22 protein-coding genes, 1 pseudogene and 1 riboswitch are annotated in these 24,763 nt (G+C 39.4%); of the genes and pseudogenes, 12 read left to right on the top strand and 11 right to left on the bottom strand.

Annotation, left to right across the window (positions count from 1 at the left end; translation table 11 throughout):
- Window positions 1–338: 338 nt before the first annotated feature.
- Window positions 339–749: a hypothetical protein gene (locus I6E80_RS16690; protein WP_024600637.1), complete on the bottom strand. Its 411-nt coding sequence runs from the start codon at window positions 747–749 to the stop codon at window positions 339–341.
- A 516-nt stretch (window positions 750–1,265) separates the two neighbouring features.
- Complete coding sequence (locus tag I6E80_RS16685) at window positions 1,266–1,670, bottom strand: hypothetical protein (RefSeq protein WP_024600636.1); 405 nt, start codon at window positions 1,668–1,670, stop codon at window positions 1,266–1,268.
- Between the two features lie 379 nt (window positions 1,671–2,049).
- On the opposite strand from I6E80_RS16685, the gene I6E80_RS16680 reads away from it, so the two are divergent.
- Window positions 2,050–2,598: a hypothetical protein gene (locus I6E80_RS16680; RefSeq protein ID WP_024600635.1), complete on the top strand. Its 549-nt coding sequence runs from the start codon at window positions 2,050–2,052 to the stop codon at window positions 2,596–2,598.
- 104 nt (window positions 2,599–2,702) lie between these two features.
- Here the strand turns inward: I6E80_RS16680 and I6E80_RS16675 are convergent, their stop codons facing one another.
- Together I6E80_RS16675 and I6E80_RS16670 are read right to left on the bottom strand one after the other, a co-directional pair.
- Window positions 2,703–3,953, bottom strand: a complete 1,251-nt coding sequence (locus tag I6E80_RS16675; RefSeq protein ID WP_197186014.1) for a sodium:proton antiporter — start codon at window positions 3,951–3,953, stop codon at window positions 2,703–2,705.
- A gap of 269 nt (window positions 3,954–4,222) precedes the next feature.
- Window positions 4,223–4,642: a hypothetical protein gene (locus I6E80_RS16670; RefSeq protein ID WP_024600633.1), complete on the bottom strand. Its 420-nt coding sequence runs from the start codon at window positions 4,640–4,642 to the stop codon at window positions 4,223–4,225.
- Between the two features lie 439 nt (window positions 4,643–5,081).
- Here I6E80_RS16670 and I6E80_RS20630 point away from each other — a divergent pair, with 439 nt between their 5' ends.
- Entirely contained in the window at window positions 5,082–5,285 is a 204-nt protein-coding gene (locus I6E80_RS20630) for a hypothetical protein (RefSeq protein WP_306271871.1), read from the top strand.
- 521 nt (window positions 5,286–5,806) lie between these two features.
- Here I6E80_RS20630 and I6E80_RS20625 read toward each other — a convergent pair.
- Window positions 5,807–6,019: pseudogene (locus I6E80_RS20625) on the bottom strand (hypothetical protein); the annotation flags it as partial.
- Window positions 6,020–6,245: 226 nt separating this feature from the next.
- Here I6E80_RS20625 and I6E80_RS16655 point away from each other — a divergent pair.
- Window positions 6,246–6,443, top strand: a complete 198-nt coding sequence (locus I6E80_RS16655; protein ID WP_197186013.1) for a hypothetical protein — start codon at window positions 6,246–6,248, stop codon at window positions 6,441–6,443.
- A gap of 31 nt (window positions 6,444–6,474) precedes the next feature.
- On the opposite strand, the gene I6E80_RS16650 is transcribed toward I6E80_RS16655, so the two are convergent.
- On the bottom strand, window positions 6,475–6,744 hold the full coding sequence (locus tag I6E80_RS16650) for a hypothetical protein (RefSeq protein ID WP_197186012.1): 270 nt from the start codon (window positions 6,742–6,744) through the stop codon (window positions 6,475–6,477).
- Between the two features lie 158 nt (window positions 6,745–6,902).
- On the opposite strand from I6E80_RS16650, the gene I6E80_RS16645 reads away from it, so the two are divergent.
- Both I6E80_RS16645 and sbcB read left to right on the top strand, forming a co-directional pair.
- Window positions 6,903–7,148, top strand: coding sequence for an ogr/Delta-like zinc finger family protein (locus tag I6E80_RS16645; RefSeq protein WP_169044874.1), 246 nt, complete (start codon window positions 6,903–6,905; stop codon window positions 7,146–7,148).
- A 1,096-nt stretch (window positions 7,149–8,244) separates the two neighbouring features.
- Entirely contained in the window at window positions 8,245–9,696 is a 1,452-nt protein-coding gene (gene sbcB, locus I6E80_RS16640; protein ID WP_197186011.1) for an exodeoxyribonuclease I, read from the top strand.
- 392 nt (window positions 9,697–10,088) lie between these two features.
- Here sbcB and I6E80_RS16635 read toward each other — a convergent pair whose 3' ends face one another.
- On the bottom strand, window positions 10,089–10,970 hold the full coding sequence (locus I6E80_RS16635) for an NAD(P)-dependent oxidoreductase (protein WP_182197563.1): 882 nt from the start codon (window positions 10,968–10,970) through the stop codon (window positions 10,089–10,091).
- Window positions 10,971–11,091: 121 nt separating this feature from the next.
- On the opposite strand from I6E80_RS16635, the gene I6E80_RS16630 reads away from it, so the two are divergent.
- Entirely contained in the window at window positions 11,092–11,664 is a 573-nt protein-coding gene (locus I6E80_RS16630) for a glutathione peroxidase (protein ID WP_197186010.1), read from the top strand.
- 104 nt (window positions 11,665–11,768) lie between these two features.
- Window positions 11,769–12,749: a 2-hydroxyacid dehydrogenase gene (locus I6E80_RS16625; RefSeq protein ID WP_197186009.1), complete on the top strand. Its 981-nt coding sequence runs from the start codon at window positions 11,769–11,771 to the stop codon at window positions 12,747–12,749.
- A gap of 94 nt (window positions 12,750–12,843) precedes the next feature.
- Here the strand turns inward: I6E80_RS16625 and I6E80_RS16620 are convergent, their stop codons facing one another.
- Window positions 12,844–14,166 (bottom strand): sodium-dependent transporter, encoded by a 1,323-nt coding sequence (locus tag I6E80_RS16620; RefSeq protein ID WP_170070698.1) that lies wholly within the window; start codon window positions 14,164–14,166, stop codon window positions 12,844–12,846.
- A 141-nt stretch (window positions 14,167–14,307) separates the two neighbouring features.
- Between I6E80_RS16620 and I6E80_RS16615 the strand changes: the two genes are divergently transcribed.
- Window positions 14,308–15,066 carry a 4'-phosphopantetheinyl transferase superfamily protein gene (locus tag I6E80_RS16615; protein ID WP_197186008.1) on the top strand — a complete coding sequence of 253 codons (759 nt, stop codon included), beginning with the start codon at window positions 14,308–14,310 and terminating at the stop codon, window positions 15,064–15,066.
- Window positions 15,067–15,099: 33 nt separating this feature from the next.
- Here the strand turns inward: I6E80_RS16615 and lysC are convergent, their stop codons facing one another.
- On the bottom strand, window positions 15,100–16,503 hold the full coding sequence (lysC, locus tag I6E80_RS16610) for a lysine-sensitive aspartokinase 3 (protein WP_197186007.1): 1,404 nt from the start codon (window positions 16,501–16,503) through the stop codon (window positions 15,100–15,102).
- 75 nt (window positions 16,504–16,578) lie between these two features.
- Window positions 16,579–16,751, bottom strand: a riboswitch (Lysine riboswitch).
- Window positions 16,752–16,860: 109 nt separating this feature from the next.
- On the bottom strand, window positions 16,861–18,108 hold the full coding sequence (gene nhaD, locus I6E80_RS16605) for a sodium:proton antiporter NhaD (RefSeq protein ID WP_076924170.1): 1,248 nt from the start codon (window positions 18,106–18,108) through the stop codon (window positions 16,861–16,863).
- A 222-nt stretch (window positions 18,109–18,330) separates the two neighbouring features.
- Here nhaD and I6E80_RS16600 point away from each other — a divergent pair, with 222 nt between their 5' ends.
- The 4 genes from I6E80_RS16600 to I6E80_RS16585 all read left to right on the top strand — a co-directional run bounded on the left by I6E80_RS16600 (window position 18,331) and on the right by I6E80_RS16585 (window position 23,883).
- On the top strand, window positions 18,331–19,602 hold the full coding sequence (locus I6E80_RS16600; RefSeq protein ID WP_197186006.1) for a hypothetical protein: 1,272 nt from the start codon (window positions 18,331–18,333) through the stop codon (window positions 19,600–19,602).
- A gap of 3 nt (window positions 19,603–19,605) precedes the next feature.
- Entirely contained in the window at window positions 19,606–20,154 is a 549-nt protein-coding gene (locus I6E80_RS16595) for a hypothetical protein (RefSeq protein ID WP_024599530.1), read from the top strand.
- Window positions 20,151–22,925, top strand: a complete 2,775-nt coding sequence (locus I6E80_RS16590; RefSeq protein WP_197186005.1) for an ATPase — start codon at window positions 20,151–20,153, stop codon at window positions 22,923–22,925. The genes I6E80_RS16595 and I6E80_RS16590 overlap by 4 nt, the downstream gene beginning before the upstream one ends.
- Before the next feature lie 406 nt (window positions 22,926–23,331).
- Window positions 23,332–23,883 (top strand): DUF4136 domain-containing protein, encoded by a 552-nt coding sequence (locus I6E80_RS16585; protein WP_197186004.1) that lies wholly within the window; start codon window positions 23,332–23,334, stop codon window positions 23,881–23,883.
- A 287-nt stretch (window positions 23,884–24,170) separates the two neighbouring features.
- Here I6E80_RS16585 and I6E80_RS16580 read toward each other — a convergent pair whose 3' ends face one another.
- Window positions 24,171–24,659: a peptide-methionine (S)-S-oxide reductase gene (locus I6E80_RS16580; protein WP_197186003.1), complete on the bottom strand. Its 489-nt coding sequence runs from the start codon at window positions 24,657–24,659 to the stop codon at window positions 24,171–24,173.
- Between the last annotated feature and the right edge of the window lie 104 nt (window positions 24,660–24,763).

The raw sequence follows: 24,763 nt of genomic DNA, 5'->3' as shown, positions 1-24,763 counted from the left end.
TATTAGGTTTTATTATCAATTAAAAACAACCACTTAAATAAAATAATCCCGTTTTACTGCACAGTTAAGTCACGTCAAAAAATAATATTTTTACCTATGTTTCTATATTTATAGACCTATGCTTTAGGTAACAAGTACTTACCAATATAAATTAGTAACGTAAGGCTCTAAAAATCACTCTTAAAAGCACTATTATTCAGTAAAGCTGCTTTATTAAAAAAAGTGTATTTAATAGGTAACTACGGTTATTGAAACATACAAAAAAAGCCCATATTAGGTGCTACCTAATATGGGCTTTTATACTCTCGCTAAATTATAAGCGCTTTATGCAAGCATTCTTATAAAGATAACTCTTTTTTAGCGCGAGTTAAGTTATGTGTTACAAGTGAGTTTTTAGAAATTTGAACCGCTTCATATAAATCAGAAATACCAGCAGTGTCTTTTTGAGCCTTAATACGCGCTACACCACGGTTACTTAATGCAAACGATGTAAGTTCACGTACTTTTAAACGCGGACCATGGCTTTGCTTAAGTAATGCAATTGCTTGTGTACAAATAGCTTCTGCTTCTTCGTAGTTTCTTGATTCAACATTTAAAGCACAGCTATTAAATGATTTTTCAAATGCGGGTGCTGCAGTTACAGAGTCTTCAATAACCATTAATTTATAGTCACCTTGTTTAGCCATTGCAGCAGCTGAGCAAGTTAATAATGAGCCAAGAGCGATGGTTTTTAAAAGTGTAAATTTCATGATTATATTCCTAATTAGTTAAGTCGTACTTGTTGCCGACAACTTAACTTTAGAGTGTTAGCTCAATTACCACAAACGATAAAAACAAACCTAATAAGTGAATAAATCTAACCTATAGACTTTAGTCTAACACCTGTAAAAATACTCATTAATTACAATCAGTTAAAAACTATAAAAATCACTAAACAATAAATAACAGAATACAGTTTTATTATTTTTTAATAATACCAATTCGCTTAATTAAGTGATCTATTTTGAGGATGAAAAAACGTGTTGATAGCTAGGCAAAAAATTCGCTATTTGGTTGTTCTAAATGAGAATTTTTTAACGCAGGTAGCGACACGTTTAGCCCCGCAAAATGATTAAGTATTATTGCGGATTGGTATAACACAATACAAAGTTAATAAGCACGAAAAAGCCGATGTTGGGGGTTTAACCCAACATCGGCTTTTTTTACTCTCGCTATTTTATATTATGCTTTAGTAAGCACTTTATAAAACACGTTATAAAGGTTTTTTATAACGATAATTCTTCTTTAGCGCGAGTTAAGTTGTGCGATACCATCGTGCTGTTAGACAATTTTGATGCTTCGTATAAATCAGCAAGTGCAGCAGTGTCGTTATGCGCTTTTAAACGTGCAACACCACGGTTGCTTAATGCGAATGACGTAAGTTGGCGTACTTTAAATTTAGGGCCATCTGCGTCTTTTAAAAGTGCGATTGCTTTAGTACAAATTTCTTCCGCTTGCGCATAATTTTTTGACTTAACATTCAGTGCGCAGCTATTAAATGATTGCTCAAGTGGCTGTGGCGCTGTTGCAGTTTCAATAACCATTAATTTGTAATCACTTGCATCAGCTACTGCAGCAGCTGAACATGTTAATAGTGAGCTAAGAGCGATAGTTTTGATAAGTGTTTTCATGGTCATATTCCTGATTAGTTAAGCCGTGCTTGTTGCCGACAACTGAACTTTAGAGAATTAACACAAGCCCGACAAACGATTAAAACAAACCTAATAAGTGAGAAAAATTAACCTATAGACCTTAGTCTAATACGTTTAAACTTTTTCTATATATTTAAATAACTTACGCATCATCTTACGTGCCTAAAATCGCTACTCTACGTTTTAAAATACATATAATTATTTATGCTTTTATTTAGTCGATTTTATTTTGAGCAACTTGCTTAAGCATAGCTGAGTAACATTCAAACAAATTTATACATTTAATTACATGCAATACTAAGTCATGTATTTATAATTGTAGCTCTGGTAACTTTTCATCATTAATGGGTTAACTTTTTTGAAACACACACTTCCTCTTTTTGTTTTATTAAGCACGCTTTTATCATTTAGCCAAAATGCTAACGCAAGGCTTTTGCTCGGTAACAACATGCCTAACACCGGTATGTTTATAAAGTCAGAATTTAATGGCGATAGCAGCATTACATCTGCGGGTGTAGAAATGATGGTTAAGCAAAATTACAGTAACTTTGGTGTTGTTTTTACAAGCGCAATTGGCGCGGCAGTAATCGATAATAAACAAGGCGAGCAAGAAGAGTTTATAACGTGGGACAACGGAATGAAGCTTGGTTATTTCAATGACTTTTTTATATACGCCGAGCTTGGCTTAGATCTGTTCGAACTCGCCTTTAAAAACGATAGAGGCGATAACACCTACCAAATAGAAAAATCGAACAACGACATAGACGGCTACGCAGGTATAGGAGCGGGTTATCATTTTAAGCCATTTAAAATAGAAGTATTTACTCGAGCACGCCAAATAGATGGCGACTACTGGGAAGCACAAGAACATATTTACAGCGGTGTGCAGCTCAGCTTTACGTTTTAATTGCCCTTTTGTTTTATAAGAAAAATAAAAAGCGTGTGAAATAAAGCTATTTCACACGCTTTTTTAAAAATACATTTAACAGGTTTAGTCTAACCAATTTATATTTAACGGATAGTTTTGGCTACTTTACCAATACTCAAACCCTGAATTAAAATAGAAAACACAACTACCGCATAAGTGAGAGCCAATAAAATATCGCGCTCGTTCCCATCAGGTAGTTGCAATACCAGTGCAACCGAAATACCACCACGCAAGCCACCCCAGGTTAAAACTTTCCACGCGCCAGATGGCAACTCTAATTGCTTATTAAATGTAGTGGTTGTTATACCCACAACAATTAAACGTGCGAGTAACGCGATTAAAATTGTTAAGCCACCAGCAATAAATAAATTACTCGAAAATGCAATCATGACGACTTCAAGCCCTATGAGTACAAATAAAATGGCATTTAAAATTTCGTCAATCAGCTCCCAAAATAAATCAACGTAATGGCGTGTTTTGTCGCTCATAGCCATACTACGACCATGATTGCCCACCATTAGCCCCATCATTACCATTGCAAGTGGGCCCGACAAATGCCAATGGCTTGCAAGTGCATAACCACCAATAACGCCCGCTAAAGTAAGTAGTACTTCTTCTTGGTAACTATCAATACTTTTTAGTAAGTAATATAAAATACCACCTAATACCAAACCAAAAACAATACCGCCACCGGCTTCAACCGCCAGCGTGTGTGCTACATAATAAGTTGTAGGAATATCACCACTTGATAAAACACCCAATAAAAGCACAAAAATAACCACGCCTATACCATCGTTAAACAACGATTCACCCGCAATCACGGTTTCAATACTTTTAGGCGCACCCGCAGATTGTAAAATTCCCATTACCGCAATCGGATCGGTTGGCGAAATTAATGCACCAAACAGTAAACACCAAATAAACGCTAAATCAAAACCAAGCAAAGGTAGTACTAAATAAAGCGCCCCAGCAATAATAACCGTAGATAGCAACGTACCAATACAGGCCAAAATACCTATTGGTAATTTATAGCGCCTTAAATCGCTAACATTTACATGCAGCGCCCCAGCAAACAGCAGCATAGAGAGCATGCCATCAAGCAAAACTTCAGTAAAATCTAACTGATCGAGCAAGCTCACTTCGTAATCTATAAGATCATCAAACCCTAAAAAACCCAAAAATATAGCGCCGATAGACAAAAGCATCGAAATAACCATAACGCCAATGGTTGTTGGCAAGCCAATAAAGCGATGGTTTACATAGGTGAGTAACGCGGTAATCGATAAAAATATCGCACTTATTTCAAGTACGCTTAGGCTGGTTCCTGGTGCCATGGTTTAAATCTCAATATTTATTTAATGATGCCTTGCTCAAAACAAGCAAAGCAGAAGGGTTATTATTTTTTATACGGTTATCTCGTATTATATTCGTGTAGCCTAAACAAGCATACCCAAAATATTAATTATAAATACACACCCTACTCTGTTAACGTATTTAAAGTATTAACTCACGCGTAAAATAAAACAAAAAAGCCCATGTTAGGAATTAACCTAACATGGGCTTTTTTACTCTCGCTATTTTATATCATACTTTTATAAGTATTTTATAAAGCGCTTATCAAAGATAAGTCTTCTTTAGCGCGAGTTAAGTTATGCGATACCATTGCACTTTTAGACATTTCATTTGCTTCGTATAAATCAGCAAGGCCAGCAGTGTCGTTATTCGCTTTTAAACGTGCAACACCACGGTTGCTTAATGCAAACGATGTAAGTTGGCGTACTTTAAATTTAGGGCCATCTGCGTCTTTTAAAAGCGCGATTGCTTTAGTACAAATTGCTTCAGCTTCAGCGTAATTTTTTGACTTAACATTCAGTGCGCAGCTATTAAATGATTGCTCAAGTGGCTGTGGCGCTGTTGCAGTTTCAATAACCATTAATTTGTAATCACTTTGCTCAGCCATTGCAGCAGCTGAACATGTAAGTAGTGAGCTAAGAGCGATAGTTTTGATAAGAGTAAGTTTCATGGTCGTAGTCCTGTTGGTTAAGTCGTACTTGTTGCCGACAACTGAACTTTAGAGAATTAACACAAAACCGACAAACGATTAAAACAAACCTAATAAGTGAAGAAAATTAACTTATAGACTTTAGTCTAATGCCAAATTACTAATTTACGGCAATTGGTATTTATAAAAACAACCAACGAAAATTAAACTTATTGATTGCGTTTCAGTGACTTCACTACTTGACTTACAACTTTAGACTCAAAACCTTTGACTACAACTTCATTTATCCACCAAACCAGCGGTTAAGGCACCAAGCGTTTAGCAAAGACTCTAAAAGCTTTCTTAAATTTATACGAGGGATTAAATAATAGGATGGTTAAAAACACTGGTTTCATTTATTACTGACCCAATAGCCGATTTAACCGGCGGCTATGTTGACCGTAAACGCATCGCGGCAGAAATGGCCGCTGATGTAACACGCGCTGAAAACAACTTTAAAATTGCCCTATTTGAAGCCAAAGCAAGGCGCTGTATGCAAGCCGAGCAAAACGACGCCGATTACGACTTGCTGGTTTTAAAAAACCGCGACAAAGCCATTATGGATGAAGTGATTATTTTATTCTTCTTTGGGTTGTTTGTGTGTCACTTTATCCCCGCTATGTAACCGAATGTGCAAAAAGGTTGGCAAGCAATGGTCTATAACGGCACGCCCTAGTACTTTGAATTTGTGACTGTGGGTATTGCCGTTTCAACGCTGGCGTTAATGCGATTATTTAGAGCGTTTTAGGGTAGTCGGCATAAAAAGAAAAGCGCTAGTTAGGAGCTAGCGCTATAGCTTTACAAACCACTTAGCTTGCTTTTCCATTCTTCTAAATTAAAAATACTGTTATCTATTCTTTGTGTAACCTCGTATTTATTATCCGTTATTGGGTTTAGCACATCATCATAAATAGCAGCAAGATAACAATGTTCATTTTCAGTACTACGCTTGCTTGTGCCTATGTGCTCTACCTCTAGCTCAAGCCTATTAGCTATTCTAAGTGTGTGGTTTTCTAGGTCATCGTTTGAATAATCAAGGCTAGTTAGTAACGAATTTAACTCAAACAATAAAGCATCAACTCTTTCTTTTATTAATTCTAATTTCATATCTTGCCTTTTTGAGTACCATTCAATTTCGAATGCGTTTTCCAATTTACCTGCAACAACTTCAAGACGCTTAAGTGCCCTTGTAAAATTTGGCCCAGGCACACCATTAAGTGTTGCTGCATTGGTCTTGCTAATACCGCGAACTAAGTAATCACTGAGTGCTGCTTTTATATCTTCACTGGTGCTTTTACCAAACGACAATAGTGCATTTAAACGCTCTTGGCTTTGAGAGCCTTTGTATAAATAATTCATAATTTATTTATCACTTAACTGATAATAAATTAATGATATTTCAATATTAAGTAAATCACCAACTATTTGATCTTTTTATTATCATTTTGTGTCAAACATTGTCACTTTTTGACAATGCGATCTTTTTAAAATTGCTCACAGTTCCTTTTACTGGGCTGGCTGGCGATTAATGGCGTGTCACTGGGGTTGTCAATTTGACGCGTTTTTTGCACGAAAGCGGAAGGCTATGAGGAGTGAATTTTTTGACTTTTTGGTTTTCAGCCCCTACTTTGCCGAAGTCATTGACGACCCGATTAAATACGATGCCATGTATTTTAAAAACGAGACTAAACCGCTTATTAAATTAATGAGTGATGAAGTAGCGCGTGATCCTGAAATTGGCATTAAGTTACAGCTTAATTTTGATTTAGAGGCAAGTAGTTAAAATTTACAAATAAGAAGTCAGGTAGCTGACTTCATTCACACTTGAATTCAAGTGAAACATTCCCTGGTTTTGCAAGCCCTGAGTCTGTCATATCAAGTTTCACTGTTTTAACCTTTTGATTTGTTTTATTGCAGAATTGATTTGCTTCTGCGTAAACGTCAGCTTTAGCTCCATCAGGTGGCCCAAAACCAATTTGTGCACTTCTTTTCGCAACCATGTAAATTCCATCATCCATAGGTATAACACCTGTACTACTGCAAGCAGTCAAGAGTAAAGTAAATAGCACCAAAATATTTTTCATATATATTCCTTTAATTTAGAGTAATTAATAACTCCATAATAAGATAACACCACTTTAAAATATTTGTAAATGATCAAAACTCACTTAGAAATAGTTTTGCGCTTTTAGGTTTAGCATAAATAGTTAAATGCTTATTTTATTAGCGATTGGTGGTTATTATGGCGCGGATTACTTGTCCAAATTGCGAAGCTAAAGCAACAATTACATCACGCGAAACACAAAGCGCGCATGTGGTTAATTTATATTGCTCACGTACTAACACAAATGAATACGGTGCAACGTGCCGTATTACCCAGTCGTTTGATCACTTCTTAAATCCGCCTTTTAAAACCATTGCACAATTAGCTGCGTCGCTAATTAAAAACCTACCACGTGAAGAGCAATTAGAACTTATTGGACTATAAAGAGTACTTTAAATTAAAGATTTTTCCTTTGCCTAACAGTTATTTCTGTAAAATAATTTAAGCACTGGTTAAAAAGAACACTCAAAGTGATGATTAAAAAATCAACTGGTTTTTATTTCTATAATACGTAAATTTAGCACATCATAAGTTGATTTTTGCATATTTCAACCTAACCTAATGATCAAAGGTTAACGCTTACTAACACTCATGCGTTATCCCAGTGTTATCCACATTTCGGGGCAATTATGTCCCTTGCAAAACAGATTCAACCACTCTATCTTGTTACGGAACTTGAAAATCATACTACATATAGTGTTGTGCTTTCAGGGGAGGGCTCAACACCATACTGGTAATATGGTGTTGAGGAAGTCACTTGCTAAGATTTCAGCTAAGCGCTTTGGTTTGAAAAAAGAGCGTAACTTATTCTGGAATCTTGAGCAACCCACATCTAAAAATTGGAGGATAATAAATTGAAAATCAATTTATCCTTAGAGATTTCAGATCGTGCGATTATTAATGTTTCACACTTAATAGTTGCAATCAGTACACTGCTAGCAATGTAATTATAAAGGGCTAAAGAAATTTAGCCCTAAACCCTGCGGCTATAAACGTGCAGTTGTTACCACTAGTCCAAGATCGGTCGGCTGCGATCAAGCTTTGATTCTATACTTACATTTGTAACAATGCATTTTATGCGGCGTATTCGTTGCCCATTATTGTGTCTTAGTACATTGATTTGAAATTAGCAGCACGGTCTATACACATAACACCCTATCGTTTTACGATGTCTTCCAGTTGGCGGTATCTACAACGAGGCGAACCCTGTAACAACTCGGTACTGCCAAGTGATAGTTCCCTTAGCTGGTACTCTTACACTTAAACTATCTCTATGCGATAATACGAACGGTGTTTGATTTTTACCTAGCAGCTTTCTTAATTTGGTGTTACTGAACGCCATTTAATTTTTTATACACAGTTAGCAAAAAATTTATACACGAAGCTATACACACAACGCGTCAATTACAAGAAACTCGAAAATACAAAAAGAAACTGAGTAGCGCTAACAACCCGTAAATTTAAAGGGCTAAGACATAGAATGAATAATGAAAGCTATCAAGAGAATCAAGCAACAATCTATTGGCACGACTACGAGACTTGGGGGGCGAGCCCTCAAAAGGATAAGCCGAGCCAGTTTGCGGGTATTCGTACCGATCTTGATTTAAATATTATTGGCGAGCCGCTTATTGAATATTGTAAGCCGCAAGCGGATTACTTACCTCACCCTGAGGCGTGTTTAATTACGGGTATTACGCCACAAGTGGCGATGAAAAAAGGCTTGGTTGAAGCTGAGTTTATAGCAAAAATTCATGCCGAATTTAGCGTGCCAAACACTTGTGTTGCGGGTTACAACAGTATTCGGTTTGATGACGAAGTAAGCCGTTATAGCTTTTACCGTAACTTTTACGACCCGTACGAGCGCGAATACAAACATAACAATAGCCGCTGGGATATTATTGATTTAGTACGCGCTTGTTACGCGCTGCGCCCTGAAGGCATTGAATGGCCGTTAAAAGAAGACGGCAGCCCAAGCTTTAAGCTAGAGCATTTAACGGTAGCCAATGGTATTGAACACGCCGCTGCGCACGATGCGCTAAGCGACGTAACCGCCACTATTGCACTGGCTAAACTAATAAAAGAAAAACAGCCAAAGCTGTATAACTTCTTTTTTGGTTTGCGTGGCAAAAAAGCGCTCGCTGAATTAGTTGATGTATTTAACATGACGCCGTTAGTGCATACCACGTCGCGCATACCTGCAACGCAAGGCTGTACCAGCTGGGTTGCACCAATGAGCTTTCATCCGGTTAATAAAAACGCGGTTATTTGTTTTGATTTAACCCAAAACCCGCAAGTACTCATTGATTTAAACGTAGATGAGTTACGCAAACGCTTATACACCAAACGTGTAGATTTAGCCGAAGACGATTTACCTGTTGGCTTAAAATTAGTGCATTTAAACAAGTGCCCTATTTTAGCCCCAGCTAAAACATTATTGCCTGAAAACGCCGCCCGTTTAGGCATTGACCGCGAGCAGTGCTTAGCTAACTTAGCTATTTTAAAAGCCAATACCGACCTTCGCGATAAAGTAACGGAAGTGTTTAACGAACAAGGCGATTACAGCGCAACTACTAACGTTGACTACTTACTTTACGATGGTTTTACAAGCCATGCCGATAAAGCTAAGTTTGCGATTATTCGTGATGCAAAACCAGATGAATTAGCCGGTTTGAATTTAGACTTTGAAGATAAAAAGTTTAATACATTGTTGTTTAGATACCGCGCCCGTAACTGGCCTGAAACGCTAAACCAGCAAGAGCTTGATCAATGGCGCCAATATTGCCAAAACAAGTTAATGCACGGAGAAGATCAACCGTCGATTAATGCGCAAGATTTTATGATTACCCTTGAAAACCTAGCGCATGAACATGACGATAGCGAAAAAAATCTTACAATTTTAAAGGCGCTGTATAACTACGCACAAAGCATGTAATTTGTGTAGACACGCTTATACAACGCATATAAAAGCGCGACGCTATAGTAATTTAAGCGTCGCGTTTATTGTTTGAATTTTTATGGGCTTTGCCCATCACGCCAGCAAGCTTAGCGTCTACAAAACAGGCGTAAATTTATACTCCGGCGGTAGACGTAGAGCTTGCTCACGTGAAAAGCACAGCTTTTAATTACTTAAATAAAACTCTATTCACAAAGAGAAGAGCAAGAGGAGTAAATGAGAAAACATAAAGACCAACAATAATCTTTTTTATCTATCACTGCCTCTAAAAGCGCAGCGCCTCATAACCTCTTTGTGAATAAATCACTTTACGGGCTTTGCCCGTCACGCAAGCAAGCTTGTCGTCTACATCGACATACTCAACGTAAACGTTATTTTTTATGCAGTGCTTCAATACGTGCTAGTAAACTTGAGGTATCGTATCTGCCGCCGCCAAGTGCTTGTACATCGGCGTAGTATTGATCGACCGTTGCGGTCATTGGCAATGTTGCACCGTTGTTTTTAGCTTCATCGAGTGCAATGCCTAAATCTTTACGCATCCAATCTACGGCAAAACCAAACTCATATTCACCCGCCCACATTGTTTTGTAGCGGTTTTCCATTTGCCACGAACCGGCTGCACCTTTAGAAATAGTTTCTATAACTTTTTCGCCATCAAGCCCAGCTTGCTTGGCAAAATGCAAGCCTTCGGCTAAACCTTGCACTACACCAGCAATACAAATTTGATTAACCATTTTACAAAGTTGTCCCGAGCCAACGCCGCCTAGTAATTGGCTAAAACGACTAAATGCCGCCATAACTGGCTGCACTTTAGCAAATACGGCTTCGCTACCACCCGCCATAACTGTTAATACGCCGTTTTCGGCGCCCGCTTGTCCGCCCGATACAGGCGCATCTATAAAGTCGATATTTTGCAGAGCCGCTTTTGCAGCCACTTCGCGGGCTACTTCGGCAGAGGTTGTGGTGTGATCAACCAAAACAGTGTGCGGTAACATGCCCGCTAACACGCCATCGTCGCCATACACTACTGAGCGTAAATCGTCATCGTTACCAACACACATAAATACGATGTCGGCATTGCTGGCAGCTTCGCGCGGGGTTGATGCAAAGCTTCCTGAATGTTCTGCAGTCCACGCTTTTGCTTTAGCTTGAGTGCGGTTATAAACGCATACGCTGTGCCCTGCTTTTGCTAAATGCCCCGCCATTGGGTAACCCATTACGCCTAAACCTATAAATGCGACTTTCATTGACATAAAAATGACCTATTAAACTGATAACTTAGAAACTAGACCTCGATTATGTCAATCGGTCGATAAAAAAGCGAATGAAAGTCTTTATAAAATTTCCTTAGCGGGAAAGGTAAGTAGGTAACCTATGGACAGTATTTATCAATTTAATGCACCACTTTACAACAGCGAAAATTTTTCTCTTAGCCAGTTACAGGGCAAAACCGTCCTTATTGTTAATACAGCGAGTAAGTGTAATTTTTCGGTGCAATTAAACGCACTCGAAAAGCTCTATCAGCAATACAAAGGCAATGGTTTTACTGTGCTTGCGTTTCCGTGTAACCAGTTTGGCCAAAATGAGCCGCTTGATAATTTAGCCATAAAAGACTTTTACCAAGATCAATTTAATACCTCGTTTGAGGTATTTGGTAAGGTAATGGTAAACGGGCCAGAAACACACCCGTTGTTTAATTATTTAAAATCGCATACGCGGGGTATTTCGCAAAATCGTGCTATTAAGTGGAATTTCACTAAGTTTTTAATTAATTCACAAGGGCAACTTGTTGCACGTTATGCACCGCGAACTAAGCCCGAAACACTTATACAAGTAATAGAAAGCAACTTACTTCAAGCCGCAAAGTTAAACGCAGCTAAAGGTGGTAAAAAAGTATCGTCAAAAATACCTTTGTTTACCCCGAGTAAGGCTCCGCTTAAGGCTTAATTTAAATCAATAAAATGCGTTTTACTTAGGCGCTTACTTGTAAAGTAGTTTAATGTATTAAAGGTTAACTACCCTACAAATACTTAAGCGTCGAGGCTATTACCATGAACATTGCTTTTTTTAGTACTCAAAAGTACGAACTGCCTTTTTTTGAACAAAGTACACGCGATTACAGCGCTATAAAAATAACGTATTTTGAGCAAGCCCTGAGCGAACAAACGGCTATTTTAGCAAGCGGGTTTGATGCCATATGTGTTTTTGTTAACGATACTGTAAATACCGCCGTTATTGAGCAACTGGCAAGCCAAGGCACAAATACTATTTTGCTGCGTTGTGCAGGGTTTAATAATGTTGATTTACCTGCAGCAAAAGCACATAAAATTAAAGTATTACGCGTACCGGCTTACAGCCCAGAAGCCGTAGCTGAGCATTGTATAGCGCTTATGCTAACACTTAGCCGCAAAACGCATAAAGCGTATAACCGTGTACGCGAAGACAATTTTGATTTAAACGGATTACTAGGTTTTAACTTGCACAACAAAACCGTGGGTATTGTAGGTTGCGGTAAAATTGGCCTTGCGCTGTGCAGCATTTTAAATGGCTTTGGCGCTAAAGTATTAGTGTGCGACCCATACGCGCAACCTGGCAATTATACAATTACCGATATAGACACCTTACTTAGCCAAAGCGATGTGATTTCTTTGCATTGCCCACTGAACGAGCAAACTCATCATTTAATAAATGATGAGGCATTTAGTAAAATGAAAACTGGCGTTATGCTCATTAACACTTCTCGCGGTGCATTGCTTGATAGTAACGCGTGTATTAGCGCGCTTAAAACTAAAAAGCTAGGTTACCTGGGACTTGACGTTTACGAGCAAGAGTCGGAGCTATTTTTTAAAAACCACAGCGACGAAATAAATCAAGACGATATATTCTCGCGCTTAGTGAGTTTTAAAAATGTTTTAGTGACGGGTCATCAGGGCTTTTTTACGCAAGAAGCACTTACCGAAATAGCAAACACAACCGTATTTAACGCGCTTGAAGTAAGTGAAGGTAGGCCTCTAACTAATGAGGTTTTATAAAGACCTAAGCTATACCTAGATAACAGGCACAAAAAAAGCGAATAAGGTGAGCCCTATTCGCTTTTTTTGTTTAAAAATTCACTTTAAATAGAGCTTAACCAAACGCAACATTTGCAAATACCAAGGTCATTAATATTGGGCAAACAAAACGAATATACTGAGCAAACCAGTAATGTACGCCGGTTGTTGCTTGGTGTAATTTATTACCACGCTGCCACATCCACCCTACTGTAATAAAGTAAAACAAGCCCATAAGCGGCAATTGGTATTGAGTAAATAGCATAATAACTAAGCCAAATAACCAATCAAAATTTAGTATAATCGCGCTTGCACACACAAGTACAACGGCGCTTACCGCCCACGTTGCTTTGGTGCGGCTAACGTTGTGGTTTTCGACTAAAAACGCCACCGGAATCTCAGTTGTCGATATAGTTGACGTAACCGATGCGATAGACATTAATACAAAAAACAGTAAACCCACTAATAAACCAATTTCGCCCATGGTGCTAAATAGCGCAGGTAAAATAGCAAAAATAAGTTGCCCTTCGCCAATCAGTTTACCGCCACTAAATACCTCTACACCGTTGTGCTGCGCCACATAAATAGCAGGAATAATAAGTAACCCCGCTAAAAAAGCAACGCTGGTATCGAGTAAGGCAACACCGGCTGTGAGCTTTGGTAAATTAGCATCTGGCTGTAAATACGATCCGTAAATCATCATACAACCCACACCTAACGAGAGCGAAAAGAACGCTTGCCCCATTGCGGCAATAATCAAATTAGGGTCGAGTATTTGGCTAAAATCAGGAATTAAATACGCGGCAAAGCCTTCACTTGCGCCATCGAGTGTTGCAATGTAGGCAATTAAACCAACAAGCAATACGAGTAGCAGTGGCATTAAACGGCGCGACCAGGTTTCGATTCCCGATTTAACCCCTTTTAAAATAATACTGGCAGTTAAAATAAGCATAAGCGGCGTAAATACAAAATTACGAAGCACTGAGTCGCTATGTAAAAATTCGCTTGCGCCTGTGAAACCTAAAAAGGTTGTTATGGGTTCAATAGCGTAGGAGAGCATCCACCCTGCTACTATTGAGTAAAAACTTAGCATAACAACCGCGCCCGCAAGACCAATATAACCTGCTGTTGCGCCTACTTTGCGGTTAGTGCTTTGCCATGCATCGCCCAATGCTTTTACCGGGTTAGCTTGTGCTTTGTGACCTAAATAAAGTTCGGTATACAGCGCCGGGAGCGCAAGTAAAAATATAACAATAAAATAAACCAGTAAAAAAGCGCCGCCGCCATGGTTGGCCGCTTGCGTAGGAAAACCCCAAATATTACCTAAACCCACTGCCGCGCCAGCAGCGGCTAAAACAAAACCAAGTCGGCTTTGAAACCCATCACGCACTTGTGCCATACATCTACAAATCTGTTATTATTTTGATTATTGTGAATTAAACCATATTTCATGCCAGCTGAGTAATAAAATTGTACCCAGCCTTTATTAGGGGCGTTAACCGCTCACAATATCAGCGACTTCTTTTGCTTTAGGGCTTTTATGACTGAACACTATTTTAAAAACGCCTTGAGCATTACTTCAACTCAATTTGCAAATTTGCCTTTAGCTAGTAACAGTATTTTATTATTTAATGCTAAAACACTTGAGCTTAGTGACTTTAATTTGCCCGATTGCTTAAGCCCGGTTGAGTTAGCCATTATAAACCGCCGCAAAAGCCCGCAAGCTAAGCAAGAGTATTTAGCTACGCGGTTATTGTTAAAGCACCTTATTAAAATAACGCAGCCGCAACATGCGCACGTAGCCCTTAATAAAATGAGTACAGAATTTGACGAGGCAAGCTCAAAGCTGCAACTACATGTAAATGGTGATGTTATTAATACCTGTATTTCGCACTCGCATGGTTTAGTTGGGGTTGCGCTTAACCTTGGTAAAAGTGAGTTTGGTTTTGATATTGAAAAAGTAAGCCTAAAGCGCCCATTTGAAAAGCTCGCTAAGCATTTTTATCATAATGATGAAATTACACTTATTACAAAGCCCACTAATACCCAAGCCCAAGCGGATACGTTTTTTAGAATTTGGACATTAAAAGAGTCACTTGCTAAAGCCACCAGCCGCCCTATTGCAAAGTTACTTAGCCCTAATGTGTTTGACGAATTACATAGTGCAAAGCTCAGTGCTTGCAGTAATAGCGTTACTGTAGCTGATAGCAGTGACAGTAATGTTTGTTTTGATATAAGTGTGGTGCATAAAAAAAGCACCGACTGGCGATGCTTTTTATTAACTGATTTTGTTAAGTAACTTTAATAAATCACTTTCGTGAATAAGCGCGATTTACGCAGCAAAATCGTTTTCTAATAAACGGCTATGAATAGATTGTACTACGTTATCTGACTCAGTTTGCTCTACTAAAAAGCACAGGTTGTGCTTACTAGCACCGTGGCAAATTAATCGAATGTTAAAGTCTTTTAGTACACTCATTAAGTTCATTTCGTGTTGGCGTAATTGAATCTCAGAGCCAATAAGTGCTACCAGTGTTAAATTGTTTTCTACCGACACATGGCAAAACTCTGCAAGCTTATCTAGGCATTCTTGGTCAAGCTCTGGACGCGAGGCGTTTTGCGCGTTATCAAGCGTTATAGCTACGCTGATTTCTGATGTGGTTACCAAATCTACCGATATATTGTATTCACTTAATAGTGTAAATACGCGTGCTAAAAAGCCACTAGCGAGTAGCATTTCTGGGCTTTTAAGCGTAAGCAATATTTGGTTTTTACGTTGCGTTACTGCGCGTATGCCTGGTTGCTGCGATTTTTCGCGCTCAATCCATGTACCGCCACGCTCTGGCTCGCGGCTAGAACCTACAAACACGTTAATGTGGCTACGGCTGGCTGGTAAAATAGTCGCGGGGTGCAATACTTTTGCGCCAAAGGTCGCCATTTCGGCGGCTTCGTCAAAGCTTAAACGTGCAATAGGCGTCGCTTTTGCACACAAACGCGGGTCGGTGCTAAAAATGCCCACTACGTCGGTCCAAATATGCACGCTTTTAGCGTTAATTGCTTCAGCTAAAAGTGCAGCGCTATAGTCAGAACCACCACGTCCAAGCGTTGTTGTTTGGCCGTATTCGTCACTGCCAATAAAGCCCTGAGTAACAATTACTTGCTCATCTAATAACGGGATTAAGAATTCTTTAGCGGCTTGCGCTGTGGCCGCAACATTAGGCGTTGCTTTGCCAAATTGGCTGTCGGTTTTAAGCACCTTGCGCACATCAAAGCGATCGGCGTTTAAGCCATTTAAACGCAGCACCTGAGCAAACAAATACGACGATAAACGCTCACCAAAGCTAAGTAGCTCATCGTGTTGCTGATCGGTTGTTAGTGACTCTTGAGCCAATGTTTGAAATGCTTTTAGGGTTTCGTTAAAGCCAACCGCTAAATCGGCATCAAGCGATAACTCATCTAAAATAGTTTGTTGAATAGTAAGCACGCCGTTTATGTGTTCTTGGCGCTCACTTGGGGTAATACTTGATTTACACAGTGCAACTAAATGGTTAGTTACGCCGGCACTAGCGCTCACGGCAACAATACGTACGCTTTTATCTGCAACAATAATTTCGCTACAGCGACTCATCGCTTCAAAGTTTGCAACACTGGTTCCGCCAAATTTGGCAACGATGTAATCTGATTTTGCGCTTAACTCTATTTTAGGCACTGTTTGTGGCACTGATTGGGTAGTCATTTAGTCTCCTTTCGCGGTATCCAAACCGCAATAAAACAAGAAGAACTTGGCAAAGGAATGCTTGAAGATAAGTCCACTGCCAGAAGCTCTCCACCTATATTGGTGACAGTTTTGAGGATTCAGCCCCATAAACCGAAAAACAATGACGACGTACCATTATTTTCCTCGGCGAGTACTTCCCTCCTTAATGATCATTGGCTTTCGTCGCCTAACATTAAGTACCTAAGTATCGCACCTCTTCTGAATGCTTTATTAACCAGTGGCTAATAAAACAAAACCCCGCTAAGTAGCGGGGCTTTGAAAGTTATCGTTTAGACGTCTAGCTGTCAAGCGTTTTAATAATTAATAACACTTAAATTAGATAAAACTGCCCATGTAATACGAGCCTGCATAACCTACGGTGTAGCAAATTAATAAATGCAGTGATAAACGCAAGTAGCTCATAAAGGTAAGCGCTTTAACTTTGCTCATGGCAATAATGCCCGCAGCCGACCCAATGATAAGCATTGAACCGCCCACGCCCGTGGCATACGTAAACGACAACCAATGTTGTTGGCTCATTACTATATCGGCTTTTAATAAAGCAGCAGTAAGCGGTACGTTATCGACCCCTGCTGATAATATGCCCATTAAGTAGTTTGCGTATTCAGGTGCCATTACCGTATATAGGTCGGTAAATTTACTCAACATACCAATTTCTTTAAGTGCGCCTACAAGTAAAAGTACACCTACGAAAAACAATAACGTGTCGTATTCTATATCGCGAACAAAATCGATTATGTCTTTGTTAATGTCTTTTTTGCGCATTAAAAATTGCGCTACTAAAAACATGACTGATAAGCCAAACAAAAAGGTGAGTAAAGGCGGTACGCTGTAAATTACACTCAGCGTAAGTGTGCTAATTACAGTAGATAAAAATATAACAGCAATGGTAATGTCGGTTTTTTCAATGCGGGTTTTACCTGCACCAGCAAACTCAACACGCCCTTTCATACCGATAGACAGGAGCGCGGCTAGTAACATAACGCTTGTAAGTGCTGGCGCTATAAGCAGTAATAAATGAGCTATGGTTACTTTGCCATCTAAAAATATCATTAGCGTGGTTACGTCACCTGTTATTAGCGATACCCCACCTGAGTTAACCCCAAACACAATAAGCGTGGCATATTTAATAAGCTTTTTAGGTTCAAGTTTTAACGACATAACAACCGCAAGCGATATAAGCGTGGCTGTTACGTTGTCTGAAATCGACGAAAACAAAAATGCAAAACCACCCACCAAAAACATGAGCTTTTTTTCGCTAATACTTTTTGGCATAACGCGATGGACAATATTTTCTATAAACCCCTTTGAGTTTAAATACGCTACAAAGGTCATTGCAGCCATTAAAAATAACCATAACGAGGCAATTTCTAAAATATTTTCATTTAAAAGGTGTTGAATTGTATCGGGGCTTTGCCCGTGTAGAGGGTATATAAAAAGAAGAATCCAGCAAAGCGTACCAAAAAACAGCGTGGTTTTAGCTTTATTGACATGGATTATATCTTCTATAACGATCAGTAAAAATGCAATCGCTATCAGGGTTAGAATAATCGAGGAAACCATGGTAGTTAAACAACCTTTGATATAGTTTTAAAGAACACACAAATAACATTCCATTTCATGTGCCTATTTTCGGCGCGAATTTTAGCACTGCCTCTATGCAAAAACTATTATTAAATGGTCTTAAAAACGAATACTATATACAGACAAGGTTAATTAAAAATACGTAATAATGAGTCTTCTAAAAGAACTCAATAATAAAATACTAGGATGTTGTAACCCCTTATGATCCCAGCTAAAAAGCTGCTAAACACCATAACCGAACATTGGGGTGTATTAGAGCTATTATTTAAACGTTTTAAAATGGCTGACTTTAGCCTAAAAGACGTACAAAACGCGATTAAGCAAAAGCAGCCTACGTGGTCAAACGAACGTATTTATAAAGAAACAAATCGTTTGTTAAACCAAGATATTTTAATTCCACTGGCTAAATCCTCACAGCTTGAAATAAATCGTGCCATTGCCGACTTTGCTACTTTTTTACTGCAAGAAGAACATTTAGGCTTAGCGCAAGAAATTAGCGTATTAGTCGACGACCTTGCACGTTTAGGAAATCGCCTAGATAACGCTGGCGAAATAGAAGACTTTGACGACTTACGCCGCTACAGCCGTATTATGGATGATCGGGTGCGTAAAATAATGAAGCTCTATACGCACAACGAAAACGCTATTTTAAATATTGTTGAGCAAGCTAAATCTAATAATGCGGTGCAATCGCTGCAAAAGCGTTACAAAGCAGTAATAGAAGCATTTGACGAATACATAGAGCCCATGCTTGAAATGGTTGATATTCGCGGTGAATTTCATGCGTGTTTTACCCTCATTGAAGAGCAAATAAGTAAGCAAATACTGCACATTGAGCGCTCAGGTAAAGCGTACAACGACAAACGTATGCTTGAGCAATTACGTACCCGTATACTCGAAATGCATTTAGTGGGTAGAGAAAGCTTACGTAAAAGTGCCGATATGCTTATGCCGCTGCGCGAAGAGTTACGCCGTAATAACTTAATTACTCGCCAAGCAGCCAAAGTACTTGGGCTTGTGCGCAAAAATGGCGTAGACAATATGCTAAGTGCTGTGCAGCCACATTTTGTAAGCGACGCACTGCGATATTCGCTTGGTCAGCAACGCCATATTGTGGCTTACATGGCAAGCTTGGTTGAATTTGAACACGAAGAATACCAATTGCCAGATCAACAAGACGTGCCTGCATTTGTTACGCCTAATATTCCTGACTACAACGATGTTAAAACCAGCTTTGCTAAGCGCTTTAATAAAAAACGCAAAAAGCCGCAGCCCTTGCTGCAATTTTTAGACGAAAGCTACCCAGATCTCGATGCCGACGAAATGCTATTTTTGTATCAAAAATTAGTTAGTGACAGCGATATTAAAATAATTCAAAGCGATGAAAAAGCCCGCGTAAAAATTGCCGGTCAGCACTTTTCTTTATATCCATTTAATTCAGAGCCTCAGCCAGATTCAAAGGCAGGTAAATAAACCATGACACACATAAACTTAGACGAGCTAACCCATCTACAAGCCATAAATAAAAAATTAGTAGCGGGTTATCACATTTGCGAGCAAGACAACGTAATGTGGCAAGAGCTTGACCAACACATAGAAGACTACACTGCCCTATTTACCGCCCTAGGTAACGATTTAAAACGCGACAGCCGTGGCTTTTATTATTTTGGTAGCGACGAGAGCACGCCAAATATGGGCAAAATATCTCGCGCTATCGCGCTTACCATTTACATTTTAATTGAGCACTACGCCAATACGGGTAAAGACCCAATGCGCGCATTGTTTGACGACGTAAACGATTTAGAGCTTATGCAAACGCTGGTGCAAATTAACAAACATCTGTTTGATCAGCTTGAGATATTTTCGGGATCGGACCTGCGCAAAGACGTATACCTGCGCATGGTGCGCTTAGGGTTAGCCCGTGAAGTAGAAGGCGGCTTTATGCTACAAGCGCCAATTCACCGCTACATAGATGCATTAATGGAAGTAAACGAAGAAACCTACGTTACAGAGGACGAGGAATGAAAAATCTATACGGACTAAGTAAACTCGCCCTACTTAACACTGCAGGCTATGCAAAGTGTGTGATCCCGCTTGATAAAAGCAGCTCTATTTGCGCGCCCAATAACACAGGTAAAAGCTCGGTTATTAACGCCTTGCAGTTTCCGCTTATTAACGATTTGCGCTTAACAGAATGGGACGGACACGATTTAGATGAAACCCGTAAGTTTTATTTTTCATCCGATCAGTCTTACATTTTACTCGAAGCTAACTTGCCTCATGGCTCGGTAGTGATTGGTGTTGCAGGACTTGGTAAAATTGCCGGTTACGCGCATCAGTACTTTTGTTATCAAGGAAAGCTTGATTTAGAGCAGTACACGCAAGGTAAAACTATTATTAAATTTACCAAGCTGTTCAACCATTTAAAATCACTTAACTACAATCCTATTGAGTTAAAAGCACAAGAGCTAAACGCGCTATTGACTGGTGGCGCAACGCCTTTTGATGGCGACATAAACTTAAAAATGATCCCGCTTAATAATGTGCAAGATTCTTCTATTTATAAAGAAATATTTAGACGTATTCTTAACTTACATAAATTAGGCGCAAGCGACGTAAAACGCTTTATGCTACGCGTGTTTGAGCGCCATATGTCAAACTCTAAGGTCGACTTTTATGAAGTATGGCGTCGCTCGTTTGATAAAGTAAACCGCTCAAAACGCGAATTAAAAGCCCTTGAATCAATGCAAGAGCCAATAGCCGCGCTTGAGTCAATGCTTGAAAACCAAACCGTGCTTAAAGGTAAATTGGCGGCGTACGCCCCTAAAATTGACCAAGCACTGATTGATTTTGATACTTATCAAGAATCGCAACTCTCTGAGCTTGCCATCGCGCTTGAAAATATAGATCACGAAAAACACGAGTTTGAGCAAAAGCAAAGCCTATACGTACAGCAATCGCGCGATATAGAGCGCAGACAAACACAAATTGAGCAGTGGTTTTTAGATTACGATGCGCTTAAAAGCGAATTTGAACTAGTAAATAAAGCCACGCTTAAAACCAGCCTGACTCAGTTAAAGCAAGATTACGAGTCGCTTTCGCACTCTATAACCAGCGCACAAGGGCAAAGCCTACACACGCTTGACTACCGCATTAGCGAAACACAAAAACAAATTAAGAGTTTAAAGCTGCAACTTAAAAACCTTGAGTTTAATTTGTTTACCCGTATGCGCGAAGACTTATCGTTAAAAGAAGTAGAAGAAATATCGCGCATTTTAAACCCAGATATTCTCTCATTTGCAACCACCACCAATGGCGATATAACCATTGATGACGAAGACGCGTTTGGTGAATTTTTATCGCTATTAAGTGAAAACGTTAAAGGCGGCGTATTAACGCTACCAGGTGCGAGCATTAAGCTTAAAAAGCTCTCGCCTGTGCAAATGCAAAGCGGCGAAAACAAAGAGCAATTAACCGCTCAGTTAAATGCACTTGGGCATTCACTTAAAGAGTTTAAGCAACAGCGCGATGTTGCTGCAAACGTTGCCGACAAACAAAAAGAAAAAGACGAATTATACGATGAACTAATGAGCGCTGAGAGCGCCCTAAAACGCTTAGAGCAGTTTGATGTAATGCAGCAGTCGGTTGAAGCGCAAGCCATGCTAAAAGAGCAGTTATTAGCTGAGCGCGAACAAGTTGACGACTACCTGCAAGACATTCAAAAAAATAGTGGCTCAATTGCCGATCGCCGCTCGTTAATTAAGTCAAAACAAGAGCAAATTAATCGTCAAACTGAGCGTCTGCGCCAAGTTAAGAGCGAGCGAATTGATCACACGCTTGATTTATACAGCGGTAAAGTAACTCCATACATGATTGATATTACAGTCGACTTTGATAACTTAAGCGACCTTGTTCATCACTTTAATAAAGACTGCCAAGAGCTGCGTAATTTTGACATAAACGTACGCAACACCTATTTGCATGTATATAACGCAGGTATTACTAAATTCGACAATGAAAACGACGAGTTTACAAAATATCAAAAGCTAATTAGTGCCTTTCATAATATTGATAACGAACGCGATGCCGTTGAGCGCCAAGCGCGTGTTGCGCTTACCGAAGTGGCTGCAACTATTAAAGGCTTGCGAGAAGATTTAGACCGCCTTCGCCGCGAAATGAATAGCTTTAATAAAGGCATAAGCCAGCACCGTATTTCAAACTTGCAAGCGTTTAAAATTAACGTAATACCTCGCAAAATGCTGGTTGATAGTATCGATACCATTATCAGCACGTCGCATCAGTTTGAGCAAGGTGACACGCTTGATTTACTTAGCCAAGAACCGTACAGCGAAAGCGCGGTAAACGAAGCGAAAGATCACTTAATAAAACTCGCCTCAGATAAAGCGGGCTTAACACTTACCGATTTATTTGATATTCGATTTGAAGTGGTTAACCGCGCAGGTGAAACAGAGCACTTTGAAAAAATAGATTCGGCGGGTTCAAACGGCACACGTATTACGATTAAGTTATTGTGTGGCATGTTATTTATTCGCTACTTATTAAGCGATCAAGAACAAAACCTATACCGTATACCTATTTATATAGATGAAGCGGCCGATATTGACCCACAAAATCAAAAAGCAATTATAGAAACCGCACTAAGCTTTGGTTTTGTGCCTATATTTGCCTCAGTTAAGCCACAAATAAGTTGTGACTACATTGTGCCTATTCGTTCAGTAAAAGACGGTGCACAAAACTGGGTAGATGAAAAAGATTGGATAGAAGTTGAACATTAAACATTTAATGACGACTAATTAACAGAGGTTAATTAGTCGTTCAGCCTTAGGGCGTGTTGACCTTTGTGGATTGAAATTTGTTCAATCTAGGGACGATTTAATCGCGGCGCGAGGTTTGTAACCTAGCGGGCTAAGTAAAAACCGAGCAACAAAGAGTTAATCGTCCCTAGAAAGAATCCAAAGGACAGCGCATGTTTGGCATTTATGCTGCGTTATCGCCTATTTATGGGGAATAACCACACTACATAGGCTCTGCCTTGCCCAAATACCAAACATACTGCTGCAAATTCAACCACGAAAGGTCAACACGCCCTGACAATTAGACTAATATTTAGGACGTTTAAATAATACACATTTAAACTATGTGTGTTATTTTGAATTAATGCATTTTATTGGAGCAAACGTAATGAAAAATATACTTATTGTTGCAGCGCTAGCACTACTTACAGCCTGTACACAAACCCCAGATTGGGATTACGATAAATCAGCTAACTTTAGCAATTTTAAAACATTTGCTTGGGTAGAAAACGCCAGCCTAACTAAAGACACAAATAACTACCAAATTAATGGCCTAATGGAAAAACGTGTTCGCACTGCCGTTAACGCAGAGCTAAGCCAAACATTAGGTATGAGCATAGTTGATGCAGCGCAAGCTGATGTACTTGTTAACTATCATGCATCGGTAGACAAAGAGCTTGAAGTAGATACATTTAATGTAAACTACCGCCCGCATTGGGGTTATTGGGGTACTGGTTTTCAACGCGATACAACTGCGCGTGAATACGAGGTGGGTACACTGGTCATTGATATTGTAGATCGTGAATCTAACCAGCTAGTATGGCGCGGTGCGAAAGAAGGTCGATTAAAGAAAAATCAATCGCCAGAACAACGTGAAGCATCAATTAATAAAACAGTTAGCGAAATTTTAAGTAACTTCCCGCCGCAAAAGCAGCTGTAAGTTAAAATTAGTTTTTAAAAAGCTCACAGCATGTGAGCTTTTTTGTAGGTGTGTATTTTTGGAACTTTTAAAATAAAGTATTACGAGCTACGCCCGTCACGCCAGCAAGCTGCACGTCAACAAAATAAACACCGGATTAAACTTTACCTGTAGGCGCTAAGCTTGCTTGCGCGAGAAGCGATAGCTTCTAATCACTTACCTTTACCTAACGCTATATTCAACCTTAAATTACGAGCTGCGCTCGTCACGTCAGCAAGCTGCACGTCTACAAAAACACCGCGTTAAATTTACGATTTATACTTATGCAGTAACTCAAGCGGTATATGACAGTAATCATCAGGGTGATTAGTTAAGCGGTCTTGATGCTCAGGATCGCTTGGCACGTAGTTAGTTAGCAGCTCTACCCCTACCACAATTTTATCGGCATCACTTCGCTGGCTTATATAATTGCTAGCAACCTTTAAATGATCTTGGCTTTTGCTATAAATGGCAGTGCGATATTTAGGGCCTACGTCATCCCCTTGTTTGTTAACGCTATACGGATCAATAATCTCAAAAAAGAAGCCAAACAGCTCGTTTAAGCTAACCTCTTTTGTACTAAATATTACTTTTACACACTCAGCATAACCGTCGTATTCGCCTTGCGTATTGTCGTTTTTTCCATTAGCCCGCCCTGCTTCAGTACTTATTACAGCAGGTAAGTGCTTTAAAAATTCTTGCACGCCCCACAGGCAGCCACCTGCAAAGTAAATAGTATCTTGCTGTTTTATATTCATAATAAATGTGACCAAGTTTGTTAGATGCATTAACGTTGCAAATGATAATCAAATGCAGTTTTTAATGAATTAATGTACAATCGCGCCAAAATCGCAGTTGTTTA

Origin of the sequence: Pseudoalteromonas sp. NSLLW218 (assembly GCF_015864775.1) — a bacterium.
Taxonomy (GTDB): domain Bacteria; phylum Pseudomonadota; class Gammaproteobacteria; order Enterobacterales; family Alteromonadaceae; genus Pseudoalteromonas.
This window is presented reverse-complemented; position numbering and strand designations above follow the sequence as displayed.

Excerpts from the sequence above, each read along its gene's own strand:
- I6E80_RS16690 (WP_024600637.1), bottom strand. The coding sequence starts at position 749 with ATGAAATTTACACTTTTAAAAACCATCGCTCTTGGCTCATTATTAACT.
- I6E80_RS16685 (WP_024600636.1), bottom strand. The coding sequence starts at position 1,670 with ATGAAAACACTTATCAAAACTATCGCTCTTAGCTCACTATTAACATGT.
- I6E80_RS16675 (WP_197186014.1), bottom strand. The coding sequence starts at position 3,953 with ATGGCACCAGGAACCAGCCTAAGCGTACTTGAAATAAGTGCGATATTT.
- I6E80_RS16670 (WP_024600633.1), bottom strand. The coding sequence starts at position 4,642 with ATGAAACTTACTCTTATCAAAACTATCGCTCTTAGCTCACTACTTACA.
- I6E80_RS20630 (WP_306271871.1), top strand. The coding sequence starts at position 5,082 with ATGGCCGCTGATGTAACACGCGCTGAAAACAACTTTAAAATTGCCCTA.
- I6E80_RS16655 (WP_197186013.1), top strand. The coding sequence starts at position 6,246 with ATGAGGAGTGAATTTTTTGACTTTTTGGTTTTCAGCCCCTACTTTGCC.
- I6E80_RS16650 (WP_197186012.1), bottom strand. The coding sequence starts at position 6,744 with ATGAAAAATATTTTGGTGCTATTTACTTTACTCTTGACTGCTTGCAGT.
- I6E80_RS16645 (WP_169044874.1), top strand. The coding sequence starts at position 6,903 with ATGGCGCGGATTACTTGTCCAAATTGCGAAGCTAAAGCAACAATTACA.
- sbcB (WP_197186011.1), top strand. The coding sequence starts at position 8,245 with ATGAATAATGAAAGCTATCAAGAGAATCAAGCAACAATCTATTGGCAC.
- I6E80_RS16635 (WP_182197563.1), bottom strand. The coding sequence starts at position 10,970 with ATGTCAATGAAAGTCGCATTTATAGGTTTAGGCGTAATGGGTTACCCA.
- I6E80_RS16630 (WP_197186010.1), top strand. The coding sequence starts at position 11,092 with ATGGACAGTATTTATCAATTTAATGCACCACTTTACAACAGCGAAAAT.
- I6E80_RS16625 (WP_197186009.1), top strand. The coding sequence starts at position 11,769 with ATGAACATTGCTTTTTTTAGTACTCAAAAGTACGAACTGCCTTTTTTT.
- I6E80_RS16620 (WP_170070698.1), bottom strand. The coding sequence starts at position 14,166 with ATGGCACAAGTGCGTGATGGGTTTCAAAGCCGACTTGGTTTTGTTTTA.
- I6E80_RS16615 (WP_197186008.1), top strand. The coding sequence starts at position 14,308 with ATGACTGAACACTATTTTAAAAACGCCTTGAGCATTACTTCAACTCAA.
- lysC (WP_197186007.1), bottom strand. The coding sequence starts at position 16,503 with ATGACTACCCAATCAGTGCCACAAACAGTGCCTAAAATAGAGTTAAGC.
- nhaD (WP_076924170.1), bottom strand. The coding sequence starts at position 18,108 with ATGGTTTCCTCGATTATTCTAACCCTGATAGCGATTGCATTTTTACTG.
- I6E80_RS16600 (WP_197186006.1), top strand. The coding sequence starts at position 18,331 with ATGATCCCAGCTAAAAAGCTGCTAAACACCATAACCGAACATTGGGGT.
- I6E80_RS16595 (WP_024599530.1), top strand. The coding sequence starts at position 19,606 with ATGACACACATAAACTTAGACGAGCTAACCCATCTACAAGCCATAAAT.
- I6E80_RS16590 (WP_197186005.1), top strand. The coding sequence starts at position 20,151 with ATGAAAAATCTATACGGACTAAGTAAACTCGCCCTACTTAACACTGCA.
- I6E80_RS16585 (WP_197186004.1), top strand. The coding sequence starts at position 23,332 with ATGAAAAATATACTTATTGTTGCAGCGCTAGCACTACTTACAGCCTGT.
- I6E80_RS16580 (WP_197186003.1), bottom strand. The coding sequence starts at position 24,659 with ATGAATATAAAACAGCAAGATACTATTTACTTTGCAGGTGGCTGCCTG.